We start from the raw sequence: 17,099 nt of genomic DNA on the forward strand, positions 1-17,099 counted from the left end.
TTTCCGCCGTTCGCTTATGGGTTCTACGTCTGTTGTAGAATGTGTGCCAGCGTATTCGGGCGGGTTAATGCGAAAGAGATTCGGTTGTGTACATCTTCATGATCATAAGCGGGATTCTTTTAATCCCACTCGTTCCTTTCTTGCTCTTTGACGTGATTCCGCTACGGCGCAGTAAAAGGCTCGTAGCCCAAGGTGTGCGAGTCAAAGGTGAATGCGTCATGGCGACGTGGAGTTCGGATGCGGGCACCCTGCGTGTCAAGTACGTGACGCAGTCCGGCACCGAACTAGAGCACTGCACGGATCTACTCGATGCGCCGAGCGCCGAACGCGGGGACTTGCTCGACATCCTCTATGACCGTCGCAAACCATCTCGGTCGATGGTGGCGGGAAGGGCTGAGAGGATGGCCGCGCGCCGATTCCTGTCAGGCCCGTTCTTCTATCTGCAATTGGTCTTCCTGGTACCGCAAGGTTATTGGATCTATCTGCTCGCCTAGGGCGCCGAACGTCATGAGTGGCTTGAACTCGATCTTGAAGGCGCTCCACGCGAACTCCAAGGTGTTGGAGGCCGCGTTCAGGCCGTTGATCTCCTACGTCGCAATGTTCGCCTCGGACTTCTGGCCGGTCAGCTCAGTCGGCTTGTACCGGTCGAAGTCGTCAAGGATCTTGCCTGCCTTCTCTTCTTCTCGGCCTCTTCGGCGGCATCCTTCTTTTTGTCCCAGGCCGCTCCGAAGCCCTCGACAGAGAGTTGCTGAGACAGGTCCTCTCTGATTTTCTTGATGTCGTCGTCACTCATGTCTGCCTCATTTCACCCGATGGCTCCTGGTATGATCCACCTGTTTGTGCCGCGGGAAATCTATATCTGGATCAACCGTGCGGGGTGGGGTATGGGGTCGCATGCAGGTAAGTCGAATAACCCCGTGGTTTCGGATGGGGGGCTGGATGCGCAAAGGGGTTCGGGGGGCTCTCTCGGTACCCGCTTGACCCTGTTTGTCCTTGCAGCTTCGGTCTGGGCGGCTTTTTCGCTCGCCACTGAAGGCATGACCGAATGGGGTGTCACGGGCAAGAATTGCGGTACCAGAATGGGTGCCCCGTGCACGGGAAATGTCCCGCTGACCCTCTTCGGGTTGATAACCGGAATATTTCTGCTCTGCGGGTTCCTGGTCTACGTCCTGTCGGCCAAGCCGCGTGGTCCCGTGTTGCCCATGATCGCTCCCGTCGCGTTCGCCCTGTGTTCGGGCTCGGTCCTCGTGGGCGGAGCCATCACGCACGCCACGGGACTCGGCAGTGTTGTGCAGCTCGGGCACCTGGGTCTCATCGTGGTCGCCATCGGAGCGTTCGCCTTCTGGAAAGGGCTCCGGCGACTTGGAATCGCGTCCCTGTTCTGGTGCACGCGGGTCGAGGTTCCGTTTCCGTACCGGGCGAAGGCCCCGCGGGATGCGGCGGAGCGGTCCCTTTGCGCGACATTCCTGGGCGTGCATGCCGCCGCCTTTGTCGTCGGCGTCCCGGGAGGCATCTCCTTGGGGATGGGCTTCTGAGCCATCGCGGCGCACCGTGCGTTACCCGAAGAAGCGGGCCAATTCCTCCGGGCTCGGCTGAGGCGTGGCCGTGGCTGGGGGGCGAGCTCCCCAGCCGGGGCCCCCGGCACGGCCGGCCGCGGCACGGCCTCGGGGTACTCCAGCGGATCCGCGTCCTCGCCCGAATTAATCGTCGCCGTCATCCAGTTGGCCACCGCCAGGTGATCCACCGCGGCCGCCAGGAGATGGGTGGACGCGTCCCACTCCACCGCCTCGCCGTGCAGGTCGCGGTTGACCGCGCTGAAGAGCTGTCGCATGGCGAACAGTGTGGTCCCGTACCCCGGGTCCACTTCCTTCCGCTCGGTCTCGGTGAACCCGATCTTGGCCAGCACACGGCGAGAGGCGGTATTCCAGTCCCAGACGGTGGCCCACACACGTGTGTACCCATACGTTCTCGCCCAGTCCAGAACCGCCAGCGAGCCCTCGGTCGCATACCGCATACCCCTGACCCCACACACGACGGAGCAGTTCGAAGGCCACTTCCGGCTCCCCTGCCGAACCGCGCTCGTTGTCGACCAGCTCGCAGTAGCCAATGACGTCACCAGAGGCCTTCCGCTCGACCGCCAGCAACCCGCTCGACCGGTGGGTGCGAATCGAATCCTCGAGCTCGGCGACCGTGGGATGTCCCTCCGCGTCGACCCGGCGGTGCAGCGGCACCCGCGGATCACGCTCGGTCCACAGCTCACGCTGGACAGCAGCCTCGGCCACCCACCACGGCCTGAGAACCAGACGACTCGTCTCCAGTACAACCTCGCTGCCCGGCGCGCCCTCTGCCAGACAAGCAACCGTCTCACGAACTGCGTGCCGTCCCCGCCGCAAGTGCTCCGCTGTTGGCCAGACCTGCTCACCTGAGTTCCCCACGTCGGTGCTGGGGGCGGCACCCCTGCCCTGCTGCGAGCTGGTGAGGGACGGCTGGTTGGATGCCCACATGACAGATTGGTCGCAGTTGGAGCACGCGTACGGCACGGCTGAGGACGTCCCAGTACTGTTCGAACGACTTGGCCGCGAGCGTAACGACGAGGTCTGGAGAGACCTGTGGTCACGGTTGTGCCATCAGGGCAGTGTCTACTCAGCGAGCTTCGCCGCCCTCGCTCTGCTTGCTGATCTGGGAAGCGGAGCGGACGCGCACGCCGACAATGCCCTGATCCTGGCCGGAGCGATCGCCGCTGACGCCGACGACGAGACCCGTGGTCAACACGGTGCCCCGATCGAGCAACTGCGGACGCTGGCCTATGACCGGATCCGCCGACCTGCGGAGCCCGCCCTCTACGTCTATCTGCTACAGACCGCCATGGCCCTTGACGGCGTCCCCGTATGGTCCGTGGCTTTGGAGAGCTTGGCTGACAGGACGATTGACCTGTTCTGCCCCGAATGCGAGATGGGGGTGTTCGTTTCCATCGGTGAAGCCGGCTACTTCTCCGCCGTCGGCGATTGGGAGCCCGGCGATCCGGAGGGCTTGCCGCTTCGCGCCGCCGAGCCGGACCACCTGTCGGGGCCTGCGCGCGTGCTCTATGACGCGGCCACCGAGGCCGGGGTCGAGACCGTCACGCTCGCCCTCACCTACCTGTTCGGCGAGGGGACTTGCGGCGAGTGCGGAGCCGAGTTCTCGATCGCCGAGCAAGTGGCCGAGCAGTACTGAGACGCCCGGCAAGGTCAAGCAAGTGGGGAAGCCGATCGAGCCCGGGTAATCCGTACCTGGCACCGATGGACAACTTCGATGCACAGCGCGAGGCAGCCAGGGGCCGTGATCGGTCACTCGTCACTCAGAGCGGGAAGGCCCAGGGGTCGTCGTACGGTTCGGGCTCCTCGGGGTGGAGCATGCGGCGAACGCAGCGCAGAAGTCCCGGTTCACCGGATCCTGCGGCGGCGGCCATCCACGGCAGGGCCTCCATGGCCTGCGCCCGTTCGACGGTGGCGAGGACGTCAAAAGTGTGGCGGAGGTCCTCGGAGCAGGGCTCGTCGGTGAGGCAGAGCCAGCCGATCGCTGCGGCGAGGCGGACTTCGGGGGCCTGTGTCCGGTCCTGCCACCGCTCGCGGATCCACGAGGCGATCGACGGCTGCGCATCGGCCCGGGTGGTCTCGGCGGTTGCGGGGAGCAGGGCGGCGCTGACCATGGCGTCCGTGCTCCGTGACAAGCCTGGTGGCGAAGGCTGTTCGGACGGTGCGCTCGGGGTCGGCTGCGGTGGCCAGAGCGTAGGAGGCGTTGATGCGGACGGCGGGGTCGGGGTCGTCGAGAAGGGTCAGGAGCACCGGCGTTTCTGTGGTGATCGCGGCTCGGGCTGCGGCTACCGACCAGCCTGCGGGATAGCCGGTCACCTCGACGCCGTCGTCGTCGTAGTAGTCGTAGTCGTCGGGTGCGTGGCGCCGCGGGTCGGTTCGGTGGAGAAGGAGTTCGTCGCGGGAGGCGACGCCGAAGTGCCGGGCGCGGGCCGGGGCGGAGAGTACGTCGAGGGCGTCGGCGCGGCGTGGGTGGTGGACATCTGTGGCGATGGGGATCAGGAACGGTACGGCAAGGGCGGCAGCCGCCCGGCTGTCGTTGGCACACAGGCCGCCCAGCAGGCCCGTCGTGCGGCGAGCGGGCCTGTCGCCGACGTGCAGCAGGTGAACGGCCTCCCGGGCATCGTCCCCGTGGGGGAAGTTTCCCCACGGGACAGCTTCCAGGCGGAACCCGCGCTTGATCTCGGGTCGGATGCCGGCCACCACCGCCCGCACATCGAACGCGTCTCCCACGAACGAGGCCAGATCCGCTCCGCCCGCCAGCGCACGGCACATCGCGAACGTCGGATCGGTCCGCCGAGATGGCGCACGCCGTCGCCGAGATCCACCGCACCAGCGGCCAGACCATCGACCTCGACGACCCGACCCAGGTACCGCTGGACGACTTCTGGGCCTTCAAGATGATCCAGAACAGCGACACCGTCGGCATGTTCCAGCTCGAATCCCCCGGCCAGCAAGACCTCCTCGGAAGACTGCAGCCCCGCAACCCGCAAGACGTGATCGCCGACATCAGCCTGTTCCGCCCCGGGCCCGCGGCCGGCGGAATGCCCGCCCTCTACATCACCGCCCGCCACGGCGCAGCCCCCTTCTATCCACACCCGGACCTGGAGCCGGTGCTCGCCGACACCTACGGCGTGACCATCTGGCACGAACAGATCATCGACATGGTCGCCATCCTGACCGGGTGCGTCCGGGGCGCTGGCCGAAGTGTTCCGGCGTGCTCTTGCCGACTCGGAGCGTCTGCCGCGGTTGAAGGAGTGGTTCGAGCAGGAGGCCGGAGCCCGGGGCTACTCCCCCGCCGTGCTGGCCGAAGTCTGGTCGGTGGTCGAATCGTTTGGTGCGTATGGCTTCTGCCGGGCGCACGCCGTCGCCTTCGCCGTGCCCGCGCTGCAGTCGGCCTGGCTCAAGGCGCACCACCCGGCAGCCCTGTACGCGGGGCTGCTGGAGCACGATCCGGGAATGTGGCCGGCCCGGGTGATCCTCGCCGATGCCCGTCGCCACGATGTGCCCGTGCTCCCGGTGGACATCAACCACTCGGACACCAGCTACCGCGTCGAACCCGGCCCCGATGGACGGCTCGGGGTGCGCTTGGCGCTGTCGGCGGTCAAGGGCATCCATGCGGAGGAGGCCCAGCGGATCGTGGCCGACCAGCCGTACGGTTCACTGACGGACCTGTGGCAGCGGGCCCGGCCCTCCCAGCCCACCGCCGAACGCCTCGCCCAGATCGGCGCCCTCACAAGCATCGCCGGTCAAGCCACCCGGCGTGACCTGCTGCTGCAGATCACCGACCTGCACCGCCAGACCCGCGCCCGCCCCAGCACCGGACGGCTCCCCCTGGACACCAGCCCGCTGGCCCAGGGCGCGAGCGGACTGCCCGAGATGACCGGCCGCGAGCAGCTCGGTGCCGAGCTGGAGGTGTTGTCGATGGATGTCTCGCGGCATCTGATGGGCTATCACCACCGGCTGCTGTCCGAGCTCGGCGCGGTCCCCTCCCGGCGCCTGGCCCACCTGCATGCCGGGCAGCGCGTCCTGGTCGCCGGGGTCCGCGCCTCGACGCAGACGCCGCCCATCGCGTCGGGCAAGCGCGTCATCTTCGTGACCCTGGAAGACGGCACCGGTCTGGTGGACATCGCCTTCTTCGAAGACAGCCACGCCGCATGTGCGCACACCATCTTCCACTCCGGACTCCTTCTGGTTCAGGGCACGGTCGAGCGGCGGGGGCCGCGACGCACCGTGGTCGGTGCACGGGTGTGGGACCTGGACGAGCTCGCCGCGGAGCGCCGTGACAACGGTCTCGACGCCGTCCTCGCCCTGATCGGCGCCTCGGCACCGCAGCCCACACCCGCCCAGCGCCCGAGCGAAACCCAGGAGCAGGAGCGGGAGCGGGTACGCGGTGACGGGCAGCGGACTCTGGTCAACGGAGCTGCTGGAGCGAGGCTGCATCCGTACGCCGATCTTCAGTCGGCGGGAACCCGGTCCGCCGACCTGAAGGCGCTCGGTCACACCAGCCAGGGCTCGGCGGGGTGAGCGCCGTGGATCACAACCGGCCTCGGTGCATCATGCGCGTGGTCTTCCACGACCTCCACCAACGCGGGGATGGGGATGTGCTGTTCGGGGAGCTGGTGCGGCTGGTGGAGGACTCCGCCCCGCGCTACCACGCCCGTCCCCAGGACGGGATCATCGACCTCGACCTGACCGGCGCCCTGCGCTACCTCGACCGCACCCCCTACGAGGCCGCGCAGGTCATCGCGCTCCGCGCGCTCGCTCTGCACGGGGTAGCCACCACGATCGGCGGCGGGAACTCGGTGATGATCGCCTCGATGGCGGCCGCGGTCAGCGCGCCCGGCCGCATCGCCGTCATCGACCCCAACCCCGACCGTGTCGAAGCGTTCCTGCGCCCCCAGCCCACCGCGCTCCTTCCCGGCGTCGGACCGGCCACGGCGCGCACACTGAAAACGTTCGGCATCCATACCGTCGGCGAACTCGCCGACACCCCGCCTGCCACCCTCGCCCGCATCCTCGGCGCGAGCCCCGCCCGCGAGCTCCACGCCCGCGCCCGCGGCATCGACGAACGGCCCGTTCAGCGTGAGACCCTTGTCCGCTCCACCTCCGTCAGCCACCTGTTCGCGTCCGACGAACTGGATCCGGGTCAGCCCGAACGTGCGCTGCTCGCCCTGGCCGAGCAGCTGGGTCTGCGCCTGCGCAGCACCCACGAGGTGTGCCGGGCGCTTACTCTCACCGTCCGCTATGCCGACCAGCCCTCCACCACCCGCACGCGCGCCCTGAGCGAGCCGACGGCCCACAGCGCGGCGCTGGCGCGCACGGCCCGCGATCTCTTGCGATCCCTGGGCCTGGAACGGGCGCGGGTGACGGACTGTCGCTGCGCGGCGAGGGCCTGACAGGCGCCGAACACGCCCACCAGCAGCTGCTCCTGGACTCTGGCGACGACAAACGGCGCACCATCGAGCAGGTCGCCGATGCCGCGCGCCGCAAGTTCGGTGCCCGCGTGATCCAGCCTGCCGCCCTGGCCGGGCCCCCACGCCCACATCCCGCCCTGCACACCGCCGCACCACACGCTAGGAGAAGCCGTGGAACCCGATCGCTTCCGGCAGTTCTGCCTCGACATGCTGCCCGTCCACGGTCCGGAGGTGGCCACGGCCACGCTCTGGCAGGACACCGATGCCCCGCCGTCCGGTGTACTGATCGATTCGCGACGGGTAGCCGCCTGTGGGCCCAAATCACGGGTGCCGGGCCGGTCGGTGCCAGACCCGACGGCTCCGCCGAATCCACCACCGGCCCCCTTGCCGAACCGGTCGACCTGCCCGCCCTGTTCATCGAAGGCAAAGCCACCCCGGCCCGCGCCGAGGCTTATCTGGCCGCCGTTCTCACCCGCACCGCGAGCCCCGAGATCGCCTCCGTGTACGGCTACCGGCAGCGGTCGGCGGCACCCGCCACCCACCCCGGGGTCGGTGTCGTCTTCCACAGCGGGGCCCGGGCGTTCCTGCTGTTCACTCACACCGCGCGGCCGGGACAGACCCGAGGCCGCGATCCCCACCGCCTCCAAGCCGACTTCTGACCGCAACCTGCAATGTACCTCGGGGATCGGCACCGGGCGCCTACGCAGCCGAGATCAGCCGCCGTCCCGACAGGCTGACCGACGCACCCGCACACTACACAGGGCAGGACACTCGATGACCACCCCAGACCTCTCGGCCGACGGGCTCGCCGTCTGGCAACGCGAGATCAGCACCATGCTCGACCAGATACTCACCCTCTTCGAGACCGCCTACGGCTACCCACTGGGCGACAACGGCGTCCTCGTGGCCGACGACCAAATCCGAGCCATGGCCGCACGGCTGGAAGACGCTGCCGTCCCCGCCGACCTGGTCACCTTCTACTCCTCGATCGCCAAGCTGCAGCTGCCCGACATCGACCACGGATACTTCATCCACTCACCCGACCTGGTGCTCGACCACCTCACCGAACACGGACCAGTCCGCCTGACCGACCACCACACCGGCATTGTGTTTGGCAGCGATGGCGGAGGCATCCTCTTCGCTCTCGATCAGGGCGGGCAGGTTCACCGATCGAGCACAGCGTCATGGTTCGACGACTTCGAGCCAACGGCCCCAACCCTGACCCAGTTCCTCGAACGGATCCGCCGATCCACCGCGGTCTTCACGAACGACACCATGCGCCACGCGGCCACCCAACACAGCTGACTGACTCCGCCGATGGGCACCGCGCACGAGGCATTCCGAGAGTTCCAATACCCGACTCCACATCAGCGATCTACCCGGCCGAGACCATCGAGGCCCACCGCGCCTTCATCGCCCGCCGCCGGGCCAGCCGACCCAGCGAAGAGTATCGGACGCCGACCGAGGAGGAATGGGACTCTTTCCTCGCACACTTCGAGAAGCGCAAGGTCTCCATCGGCACCTGCGGTCGCGCCTCTTCAACCCCTTGTGTTCATGAACACGCTTGCGTTCGTTGCTCGCTTCTCCGGCCGGACCCGGCCCAGCGCGGCCGGTTGGAGGAGGTCCGCGACAACCTCGTCGCCCGCATCGCCGAGGCCGAGCGCGAGGGCTGGCTCGGAGAAGTCGAAGGGCTCCGGGTCAGCCCGGCTGGCGCCGAAGACAAGCTCGTTCACATGAACCGACAAACTTCCGGCGGTACGGCGATCGACCTCGGCATGCCACGCATAGCCCCAGCTCAACCCACCCAGGTGGAGGGAACGGCTTCGCTGACACAATCACTGGATGACCAACAATGACATCCGGTTCGAGTGCCGGCACCGTGGCGACGGCGGCCCGCTCGTGATCGTCCCCTGCATCGACGGAGCACTACTCACCGAGCTGATCGACGGGTTCGAGATCGCGGCCGGGATGCAGCCCGCAGGTGACGCCTACGGCGGTCTGATTCCAGAGTCCTTCCGGCTCGACCCGATGCAAGATCACTTCCTCGGACGGTCCACCCACGCGATGGGGCCGAAGACACCCGTTCTCGGTTGTGCATGCGGTGTGTGGGACTGCTGGCCGCTCATGTCCCGCATCACCGCGACAGCCGACTTCGTGACCTGGGACGCCTTTGAGCAACCGCACCGCAAGGCCCGCGACTACGCGGCATTCGGTCCGTTCCAGTTTGGCCGTGGCCAATACGATGACGCCCTGCGCGCGCTGAACGCCGTAATCGGCCCCGACGAGACGTAATCCGCACCCGCCACCGATAGTTCAGAGAAGCTTGCCTGCGCTGCCCGGTGCACTGGCCCGACCCCGCGCAACGTCCCCGAGTCGTGGAGATCCGCGACTACATCCTCGCCTGCATCGACGAGGCACGACGCGAGGGCTGGCTCAGCGAGGTCGAAGGCCTCCAGATCAGCCTCGCAGGTGCCAACGACAAGCTCACCCAGATCGGCCGAAGGTAACGCCGCACTGTCGAACTCGGGATCCCCTCCCAGCGGACCCCCTCCACAGACCAAGATCGCTAGTTCAGAGAATGCGTAGGCGAGTTCTCCTCGCTTCGTGAGGACAGCTGCTGCTGTCAGCACCTCAACGATTCGCGGCTCCGCGGATGGTCACCACGGACAAGAACGGGTCGGGAGGCGGTACCAGCTCCCTGTAGGCGACGTCTACAAGGTGCGCCGGAGCGTCGCCGTGTTGCAAGGCGGTCACGTATTCGATGATTTGAGCGTGGGAGAGCACTGGCACTCGTTGGCGCAGGGTGTGCATGGCATGGACCCTCCCACGAGCGCCTGCCACCCCCCGGACCTCATCGTGCAGGTCGTCCAATGCGGTCCGCGTGACCTGCCTTCGAATGCGGACTCGGTAGTCCGCCTCCCACGCGTCCGTCACGGCGGAGACGACACAGATCTGATGCAGGCTTCCGTCGACGCGGTCAACAAGGTACGGCCCATTCCCAGCCAGCGCGAAGTGTGGGTTTCGGGTGCGCAGGTACTCCTCAGATGTCCAAAAAATGATCCATACCAGCTCATGCTGCTCAACATGCGACACAGCCATGCGTATCGGGACAAGCCCAAGCGACAGTTCTCGCTGGTAGTCGCGTTCCAGCTCTTCCTCAACGATCTGAACCGCTAAATCTCGTTCAATCACTTTGTCAGCATCTCGTACGGCCCGGGTGGCTTCCATCAAGATTCCTGCTGGCTTCACGTCTTGGTAGACCGAAGTGGACGCAGGTGAACGGCGTCAAAAGGCGCTGCTGATTCTCCGAGCGATGGGGTACCCGACGAGCACTCACGTGACCTCATCACAGAACCTGAGCGAGAACCCCTTCTCGTGGACAAAGCCAGGCCGCCTACGTCGGCGTGCTCGTGCCGGGGCCATTGAGCCGGGCGAACACAAGACTCCTGCGCCAGGAACTCGTCCAGATCGACGAACTCATCAGCTCTGGCACGCCGGAGACGGCTGTCCACGGGGAACGGTGTGGCTGCTCATGCACGTCTCGCAGTCCGCGCCAACAGCTGAGCGGCCGACACCTGGCGCCCGCAAAATATGTTGCCGTGCTGAACCGGCGTCGGCCATGGTCAAGGCCGAACGATGAGGGAGGGGATGCGTATGAAGAACGACAGCGACACCCGGTGGGACTTCGCCCAGACTGCCCGTGCGGACTCGATCTGGGGCTGACCACCCGAGCACCACCTGCGCCCCGGCCGTGAACAGACAGCGGCCGGGGCCCAGTCGCGTACAGATCGCGGTACTGGACGGGTCGGGAGCCGTACTGCTCGACGAATTCCTCGACCAGCACGCTGAGATCGCACCCGACGCCTCCCCCCAACCACAGTCGTCCATCCTGATGCGCCTCGGCATCAGCCGCGCTCACGGTAGAACCGGGCCGCAGGCTCCATGGGGGTTCCCGGCCCGAGCACTTCCCCGTACTACGCACTATTGCGGGCATCAGAGGAGAGAGATGGCGCAGCGACGGACCGCATACGAAATCCTCGTGATGCCCGACTACGGCGGATTCGATCTCTACGACGCCGACTGCGACGCCCACGATGATGACACCCTCATCCCGCGCGCACGCGCACAGGTCGCCGCGGGCAACGGCTACGAAATCCTGGTCGCCTGCGCCCAGTCCCGGACAAAGGTCAAGCTGCGTATCGAAACCTGGACAGCGCAGCCTCCCCTCCCTCAGGCCTGGGAGGGCCAAGTCGACCTACGGATGGCCTTGCCGACGGGGCACCTGGTCATATCCGAGCGTACGAGGGGTGCATGGGAGACCGTCGTCCCCACCGGGGATCACCACGCCCGCCTGTCCTACCGGGGCCGCGAGGCAGCAGGCCGAGCAGCCACATCTGCAGCGTCCCCGACCGAAGGTGCCCCGTATGAAGGCACGGAGGAGTATCTGCTCCAACTATGGCCGGTGCCATGACGTGAGGACCCGCTACCCGTCGTCTTCCGGTGAGGCGCTCCGAGGGGCTGGCTGCATGGGGGAAAACGAGGTTCTGGCACCCATTGCGTGAGGACGATCGCCGACTCTGGAGTTCGTTCACCACCCGCAGGCCGGGGCGTTCAATCAGTGCAGCCTTCGGGTCCGCTTGTTCCTCATCCCGGGCCCCCACAGCGTGCGCGGGCAAGGCGGCCAGCTGGCGCCCACCGCATTGTCAGTGGCTTCCCGTAGGTTCCTCCTATGAGTTCTTCCTTGAGTGTCTGTCTGCTCGATGTCGCAGCCACCCGCGCCCTGATCGGCAGCCGTGACGATCAGTTGCTGGAGACGATCGTGAGCACCTATGGGAACGAACTTGCCCACGACGACGAGTACTTCAGTGACGCGATCTATTTCGGTGCTCCCACGGCGTCCGAGGCGCTGCGGGCCGTCATCCAGGGTGGGCCCTTCAGCGGTGACCAGGAGGTGGCCTTCCAGTACGGGTACGCGTACAAGCGGTTGTGTTCGTTGACCGGGTCGTTTCTGGACAACAGCAGCTTCCCGCCGCATCGGGGCGACTGGCTCTCCACGGTCGACCAGGGCCTGCGCGCCTTCGGCATCACGGCCGTGTCCGTCGAGGACTTCAGTTACGGCAGTCTGCCCGCTCCTCTGCCCGCCGCCTCGACCCCGGGCTATGGCGAATGGACGCCCGGCCAGATCACCCGGGCCCTGGCCCAGTTCGAAGCCGCCAAGCAAGCCATCGACGCCTCGGGCGAGACACTGCCGCTGGATCCCGACGTCCTGGAAGCCGTCACCGACTGCCTCACCTGGATGCGCCACGCAGCAACCACACCACCAGGCCTCGGCGTCATCGGCTTCCGCTCCTGAGAGGCGGTGCACTCCGGTTCGTGATCGCTCGATCATGGTACTGATCGCTACTTCGCACCGTCCGGAGGCGAACCCGAACCGGCCGAGACGAACACCGCCTACCAGGCCATCGTGAACGCCTTCAACCAGCACCCCGACCAAAAGTTCCGAGCCCGTCAACTGCACGAACTCCTCGGCAGCCTGACCGAGCACATCAAGCGGTTCGGCGAGTTCTCCACCCACGAACTCGGCATCACCCCCGACGCCTACGACGCCCGCCTGGATGTCGACGTCAACGTGCTCGGCGACGACGACAAGGCAGCAGCGGCATGACGGAGAAGCCGACGTGGTCCGAAAACCGTTAGCGTTCCCAGGGGCATTGAGCCGAGACTGATCGGTCGATCACATCGGACAGGAAGAGTGACCAGCCCTGACGTACAACCGTGACACCCTGCCCTTCCCCGACAACCGCGTGCCCCCCATCACCTACGAGGGCATTCGGAACTGGGATGAGTCCGACCCTGCCCGCCACTCGTTCGCCTGGGACGAGGACGAGGAGGAGCACCTCCGCTCGCTGGTCCGCGAGTGGGTGCCACCTGTGCTCTCCGGTATGGCCGGTTGGTGGCAGGGAGAACGCTGGTGCGAGAGCCAGGTGAACGCGATCATCCGGGAGCGATATGGCACCTGGGCCTGGGGATGGAACTGGTACCACTACGACAGCGGGCCCATCGGCAATTGGACCGGCGGGCCGAGCTCGGTGACGACCCCCGACGAGACCGCGGACCGGGTCGTGGCCGCGCTGCTGGAGTGGCGGGAGTGGCTGGAGCGGACGGCCCAGCGCTTCGCCGAACTGGCGCCGCTGCCGGACGCCTCGTCCGAGGACCGCAGCTGGCACCTGGAACGGGCCTGCATCCGGCTCGTGACTCACACCATGGACTCGGGCGCGGACAACGCCTGGCGCGGCCAGACCTCGATCGTCCTGGGCTGGTTCCTCCAAAGCACCGGCATGGACGGGGCCGAAGCCGCGCGAGCGGTGGAGCGCGCGATCGGCGGCCGGTTCAAGAGCTGGGTCCACCCGGAGCGGAGTCTGATCGAGTCGGTCGGCGAGGACCTCGCCGTCGGCCTCACTGGCCACGCCCCATACCGGGACCACCGCGAGTGGGAAGCGCTGGAGAAGCTCCATGACCGCTACTGACAGCCTCTCGGTCTGGCTGCGCGTGCGCCGCGAGGTCGACTGGCGGCATTCACCGGCTCTGCAACGGGTCCCGGCCGGCCGCGACGGGTTCCGGTCCTGGTGCGAGGGACCGGTGCGTCGGCGCGACCCGATTCGCGCTGAGCGTCTGCTCGCCGCGTACACCATGGCCCGGGAGGACGCCGCACGCCAGACCCCGCTGAACTTCGCCCTGCTGGCCCGTTGGCAACACGAAGTCCTCGCTGCAACAGGGGCACCGTTCCGCAGGAGCGACGCCTATGCGAAGGCCGGCCGTGAGCGCTACGGTCTGACTCCTCACACGCAGGCCGACTTTGATTCCTGCCTGAACGAGACGACCGATCCGGACATCCCGCTGGCGGCCCGCGCGGCCCGCGCCTACCTCGACGTGGCGTTCTTCCACCCCTTCGCCGATGGCAATGCCCGCTCCGCACTGTTGACCTTGGTCTATGTCCTGGCGCGGGAGGACATCGTCCTTCCTGAGGTCGACCCCCTACAGACCACCCGCTACGCGGATGACCCGGCCGGTGCCGCCGACCTTGCCACTCTCATCGGGGTGCTCAACCGCCGCCGACGCTGAAGCGTTCGGGCGAGGGCATCGGCCTGCCGCCAGGCACGGCTATTCACGAGCTCACCGTGTTCGAAAGCGTGGCTTGAGGCCTACTGGCCGGGTGGCCGCACCCAGGGAGCGAAGCGCTGATCGGGGCCTGCGTCTTCGCGCCAGTACCGCAGAACGTTTTCCTGGACGACGTCGAGCCGTTCTGCGGCAATGAGGCACGAGACCGGCTCCTCCCCGCCAGCGTCGGCCTCGAAGGCCACCACTATGGGCGGCTTCCCGCCGAGCTGACGAGTGACTTTCCGGAGCTCGTCGGGCGACGGAGGCCGGAAGGCCGGATCGTGAAACCCGGACGGGCAGCTGACGAAAAGTGGATCGCCGAAGACCAGTTCCAGGCCATGGTGGTAGGCCAGGTCGTGGCCAGCCGCAAGCCTGAGCTCTCCGCCGTCCCAGGCGACGACGTCCCAGTCCCACCAGGACCCTTCTGGGAGCTGGATCGCACCATGACCTCCGCCGACATCCACTGCGGCTCCATCCCGTTTGAACGGATCCACAGGCTACACATCGGCTAGGGACACCTGAGATGCGGCTGATGTTCCCCAACCCGGCGGAGCGGGTGCCGGCCCTGCTCGACGGGTACGGCTCCGAGCAGCGGGCGCTGCTCGGGCTACCCCGTCCACGAGGACGTGCCTGGCGAACTGCTCGGAAAGGTGGCGATCGGCGACCTCCTCGCCGGCCTGACCGGGCCGACCCGCGCGCCCAGGAACGGCACGACACCAAAGCCGTGCGGCATCTGGCGGGCTGGAAGACCCGCCCGCGCCAGAAGCGGGGTCGTTGCGGGGCCTGCCCGAACCATTGCGCGCCCGATTGCTGGCCCACTCCCGCTGGAATGCAGACTCCGACGCGCAGGGCCGCGCAGAACGGTGGCTGGCACCCCCGGCGAGCCTGAAACTGCCAGAGCTTCACGGGTCGGTGAAAGGGGCGCGCGCCCGGCAAGAGGCCGAGTGGTTCGCGTACTGGACGGCCGTGACCAACGAAGCGGACGACGGCGGCAGGCTCTCAGATGGCGAGTTCGAGCAGATGAACGCGCTGCTCCGCCGGTTCTGCAACCATGACCTCGACCAGTTCGAAGCGCTCCGCTCCGCAACCCCGTACGGCCCTGCCTACATCATCATGACTCGGTCCCTGCCCGAGGCGCTTGCCGACACAGAGTTCTACGACCTGTGAACCGCTCGCTCCGAGGGCAGTGGCTCGGCGATGTCGGTGGCCGGCGCGAAGGCGTTGAGCTCCTCTTCCGAGTTCCCGTCGGCGACTTCAGCGAAATGCATCAGCAGCCGCACCACCTCCCGCGCCTCCACCAACGTGATCAACGGCTCGCGCGGAGCATCGAGTACGTACCCATCGCCGGAACTGAGAGATCATCCACGGGCAGACAACTCGCTAACGCCCATGCGGGTTAAGGTCGTTGACCACCTCTGCCCGAGCGTCTCAGCACAGCACAGTCGCTCGCCTACCTCGCCTCCCGGCGGCCGCCGCGTTGGTGCCGGGCACCACGGTGGCCGCCAGTACGTACGGCGCGGGTCCGCGATGTTCGGGCACACGGGTGCGGGCGTAAAGCCACCACCACACCATCGGAAGTCCCTGGTCGGCGTCCGCTCAGGACAGTCCCGCTGGGGGAGCTGAAGTCCTTCGACTTTGAAGGTTGTTGACCCCGCAGGGGCCATCCTAAGGACTGTCCCTCAAAGATCGACTGCCGCCCGGCTTTAAGGGCACGGAGCCGGGGCGGCATTATGTCCAGCGTGACGAACAGTGCCGATCTCCATCCTGCCCGGATACCCGGTTACGACGGTGGGCCCCTCACGCACCAGACGGGGCTGCTGGATGAGCCCCTGTTCTGGCTGGGACACCTCTACTCGTGTGCCCAGAGCGAAGAGGCCGAAGAACTGCTGTTCGGCGCGGATTACGATGCAGCCGGCGACTTCCAGCGGCGGCTGTGGGAACGGGCCGAGTGGCCGACCTTCACGGTCCCCCTCGCCCATGGGCACCGTCTCCACGTGGTCTACCGCACGCTCACGGACGATGCTGGCACCGACTACCTCCTCCACCACCCCGACTGGGACCAGGCTGAGCTCCTCGCCCGCGACGACGGGCACTTCATGGGGCCGGGACTGTCCTGGCCCGAGCTCGTTGCGGCCGCGGACAACGCGCTACCCGGCGGCAGCACCACTGATCCGCACACCCGCCTGCTGCTCCTGTTCCCGGCGTTCGGGGACGACGCGGTACCCGGCGATTCCGTTGACCGCCTAGCGAACGCGCTACGCGCCAGCACCGGTGTGGAAGACCCCAGTTCCCTCGCCGCTGTTCTCCTGGATGATCAAGGGGCACCCGGCCCGGCGCGCTGGACGACAGCCGGGTCCGACTTCTCCGTCAACGATGGCGAGTATTCCTTCCGAAACCCTGCCAACCTCTTCGCGCTGTCATCCGGTCACCTAACCCGGGTGGCCAACGCCTTGGCACCGTGACCCGTGCGCGCACCCTTCTCCAACAGCGAGGGGTGGTGTTTGGAACAGTCCAGCCGTGACTGCTGTGATCACGGCTACGCAGCCGACGTGGATAACCCCGTTCACCGGCCTGATCCCCCGTGGCTTCAAGAAGTTGGTAGTCGCAGTGCGGTGTGAGGGCGCGGACGGCCGCTGCAGGGACGCCCCCGGAGCCTGCCCCTGCAGGACCGAACCCTGCTTGTCGTTGCCTACTGGCGCACCAACTTGACGATGCGACAGCTCGGTCCACTCAACAGCCGGACACCTCACCGCCTACCGTGCACGAGCTCGTTAGGTATCCACTCCCTGGCCCGCCCATTGGTCCCGTCATCAGCGAGAAGCGGGTATTCAGGACACGCAGAAGCCCCCCAAGAAAATCTTCCGTTCTAGTGGTCGTCGCAACACCCCAGCTCAAGGGGTGCGATGGACTTCAAGATCCGGGAGAACCGGGGACCAGGGGGCGGTGGCCGTCT

The 17,099-nt window shown here is 67.0% G+C and carries 20 protein-coding genes and 4 pseudogenes; 18 read left to right on the plus strand and 6 right to left on the minus strand.

Going from position 1 to position 17,099, the window contains the following annotated elements:
- The first annotated feature begins 218 nt into the window (after nt 1–218).
- Nucleotides 219–494, plus strand: a complete 276-nt coding sequence (locus AC07F3_RS40035) for a hypothetical protein (protein WP_479119874.1) — start codon at nt 219–221, stop codon at nt 492–494.
- 128 nt (nt 495–622) lie between these two features.
- Here the strand turns inward: AC07F3_RS40035 and AC07F3_RS40040 are convergent, their stop codons facing one another.
- Complete coding sequence (locus AC07F3_RS40040) at nt 623–793, minus strand: hypothetical protein (RefSeq protein WP_479119875.1); 171 nt, start codon at nt 791–793, stop codon at nt 623–625.
- Nucleotides 794–824: 31 nt separating this feature from the next.
- On the opposite strand from AC07F3_RS40040, the gene AC07F3_RS40045 reads away from it, so the two are divergent.
- Complete coding sequence (locus tag AC07F3_RS40045; protein WP_479119897.1) at nt 825–1,535, plus strand: hypothetical protein; 711 nt, start codon at nt 825–827, stop codon at nt 1,533–1,535.
- Between the two features lie 404 nt (nt 1,536–1,939).
- On the opposite strand, the pseudogene AC07F3_RS40050 reads toward AC07F3_RS40045, so the two are convergent.
- A pseudogene (locus AC07F3_RS40050) lies at nt 1,940–2,014 on the minus strand (GNAT family N-acetyltransferase); the annotation flags it as partial.
- 55 nt (nt 2,015–2,069) lie between these two features.
- A pseudogene (locus tag AC07F3_RS40055) lies at nt 2,070–2,504 on the minus strand (GNAT family N-acetyltransferase); the annotation flags it as partial.
- Between AC07F3_RS40055 and AC07F3_RS40060 the strand changes: the two are divergent.
- Nucleotides 2,503–3,213 carry a hypothetical protein gene (locus tag AC07F3_RS40060; protein ID WP_479119876.1) on the plus strand — a complete coding sequence of 237 codons (711 nt, stop codon included), beginning with the start codon at nt 2,503–2,505 and terminating at the stop codon, nt 3,211–3,213. The pseudogene AC07F3_RS40055 and the gene AC07F3_RS40060 overlap by 2 nt on opposite strands.
- Nucleotides 3,214–3,337: 124 nt before the next feature.
- On the opposite strand, the gene AC07F3_RS40065 is transcribed toward AC07F3_RS40060, so the two are convergent.
- Nucleotides 3,338–3,688 carry a hypothetical protein gene (locus AC07F3_RS40065; protein WP_479119878.1) on the minus strand — a complete coding sequence of 117 codons (351 nt, stop codon included), beginning with the start codon at nt 3,686–3,688 and terminating at the stop codon, nt 3,338–3,340.
- Nucleotides 3,689–3,695: 7 nt separating this feature from the next.
- On the opposite strand from AC07F3_RS40065, the gene AC07F3_RS40070 reads away from it, so the two are divergent.
- From AC07F3_RS40070 to AC07F3_RS40100, 7 genes and pseudogenes are all read left to right on the plus strand, one after another.
- Nucleotides 3,696–4,475, plus strand: a complete 780-nt coding sequence (locus tag AC07F3_RS40070; RefSeq protein WP_479119898.1) for a hypothetical protein — start codon at nt 3,696–3,698, stop codon at nt 4,473–4,475.
- Nucleotides 4,373–6,098, plus strand: a pseudogene (locus AC07F3_RS40075) (helix-hairpin-helix domain-containing protein); the annotation flags it as partial. The gene AC07F3_RS40070 and the pseudogene AC07F3_RS40075, both read left to right, overlap by 103 nt.
- A gap of 5 nt (nt 6,099–6,103) precedes the next feature.
- On the plus strand, nt 6,104–6,970 hold the full coding sequence (locus AC07F3_RS40080; RefSeq protein WP_479119879.1) for a DNA polymerase Y family protein: 867 nt from the start codon (nt 6,104–6,106) through the stop codon (nt 6,968–6,970).
- A 792-nt stretch (nt 6,971–7,762) separates the two neighbouring features.
- A complete protein-coding gene (locus tag AC07F3_RS40085; protein WP_479119881.1) occupies nt 7,763–8,293 on the plus strand; it encodes a hypothetical protein in 531 nt (176 codons plus the stop codon).
- Between the two features lie 308 nt (nt 8,294–8,601).
- Entirely contained in the window at nt 8,602–8,844 is a 243-nt protein-coding gene (locus AC07F3_RS40090; protein ID WP_479119882.1) for a hypothetical protein, read from the plus strand.
- The gene (locus tag AC07F3_RS40095) at nt 8,831–9,280 is read left to right on the plus strand and encodes a hypothetical protein (RefSeq protein WP_479119884.1); all 450 of its coding nucleotides are present in this window, start codon (nt 8,831–8,833) and stop codon (nt 9,278–9,280) included. The genes AC07F3_RS40090 and AC07F3_RS40095 overlap by 14 nt, the downstream gene beginning before the upstream one ends.
- 83 nt (nt 9,281–9,363) lie before the next feature.
- The gene (locus AC07F3_RS40100; protein ID WP_479119885.1) at nt 9,364–9,495 is read left to right on the plus strand and encodes a hypothetical protein; all 132 of its coding nucleotides are present in this window, start codon (nt 9,364–9,366) and stop codon (nt 9,493–9,495) included.
- Between the two features lie 124 nt (nt 9,496–9,619).
- On the opposite strand, the gene AC07F3_RS40105 is transcribed toward AC07F3_RS40100, so the two are convergent.
- Nucleotides 9,620–10,216 carry a YrhB domain-containing protein gene (locus AC07F3_RS40105; RefSeq protein ID WP_479119886.1) on the minus strand — a complete coding sequence of 199 codons (597 nt, stop codon included), beginning with the start codon at nt 10,214–10,216 and terminating at the stop codon, nt 9,620–9,622.
- A gap of 778 nt (nt 10,217–10,994) precedes the next feature.
- On the opposite strand from AC07F3_RS40105, the gene AC07F3_RS40110 reads away from it, so the two are divergent.
- From AC07F3_RS40110 to AC07F3_RS40130, 5 genes are all read left to right on the plus strand, one after another.
- Entirely contained in the window at nt 10,995–11,459 is a 465-nt protein-coding gene (locus tag AC07F3_RS40110) for a hypothetical protein (protein WP_479119887.1), read from the plus strand.
- 258 nt (nt 11,460–11,717) lie between these two features.
- A complete protein-coding gene (locus AC07F3_RS40115; protein WP_479119888.1) occupies nt 11,718–12,341 on the plus strand; it encodes a DUF7691 family protein in 624 nt (207 codons plus the stop codon).
- A gap of 111 nt (nt 12,342–12,452) precedes the next feature.
- Nucleotides 12,453–12,653 carry a hypothetical protein gene (locus tag AC07F3_RS40120; protein WP_479119889.1) on the plus strand — a complete coding sequence of 67 codons (201 nt, stop codon included), beginning with the start codon at nt 12,453–12,455 and terminating at the stop codon, nt 12,651–12,653.
- A gap of 139 nt (nt 12,654–12,792) precedes the next feature.
- The gene (locus AC07F3_RS40125; RefSeq protein WP_479119890.1) at nt 12,793–13,515 is read left to right on the plus strand and encodes a hypothetical protein; all 723 of its coding nucleotides are present in this window, start codon (nt 12,793–12,795) and stop codon (nt 13,513–13,515) included.
- Complete coding sequence (locus AC07F3_RS40130) at nt 13,502–14,110, plus strand: Fic family protein (protein ID WP_479119892.1); 609 nt, start codon at nt 13,502–13,504, stop codon at nt 14,108–14,110. The genes AC07F3_RS40125 and AC07F3_RS40130 overlap by 14 nt, the downstream gene beginning before the upstream one ends.
- 80 nt (nt 14,111–14,190) lie before the next feature.
- Here AC07F3_RS40130 and AC07F3_RS40135 read toward each other — a convergent pair whose 3' ends face one another.
- Nucleotides 14,191–14,610 carry a hypothetical protein gene (locus AC07F3_RS40135; protein WP_479119893.1) on the minus strand — a complete coding sequence of 140 codons (420 nt, stop codon included), beginning with the start codon at nt 14,608–14,610 and terminating at the stop codon, nt 14,191–14,193.
- Between the two features lie 310 nt (nt 14,611–14,920).
- Between AC07F3_RS40135 and AC07F3_RS40140 the strand changes: the two genes are divergently transcribed.
- The 3 genes and pseudogenes from AC07F3_RS40140 to AC07F3_RS40150 all read left to right on the plus strand — a co-directional run.
- On the plus strand, nt 14,921–15,313 hold the full coding sequence (locus AC07F3_RS40140; protein ID WP_479119894.1) for a hypothetical protein: 393 nt from the start codon (nt 14,921–14,923) through the stop codon (nt 15,311–15,313).
- A 572-nt stretch (nt 15,314–15,885) separates the two neighbouring features.
- Nucleotides 15,886–16,608 (plus strand): hypothetical protein, encoded by a 723-nt coding sequence (locus tag AC07F3_RS40145; protein WP_479119895.1) that lies wholly within the window; start codon nt 15,886–15,888, stop codon nt 16,606–16,608.
- A 55-nt stretch (nt 16,609–16,663) separates the two neighbouring features.
- Nucleotides 16,664–16,878 (plus strand): annotated as a pseudogene (locus AC07F3_RS40150) (helix-turn-helix domain-containing protein); the annotation flags it as partial.
- Nucleotides 16,879–17,099: the final 221 nt, after the last annotated feature.

Source organism: Streptomyces sp. NPDC045846, from assembly GCF_056431605.1.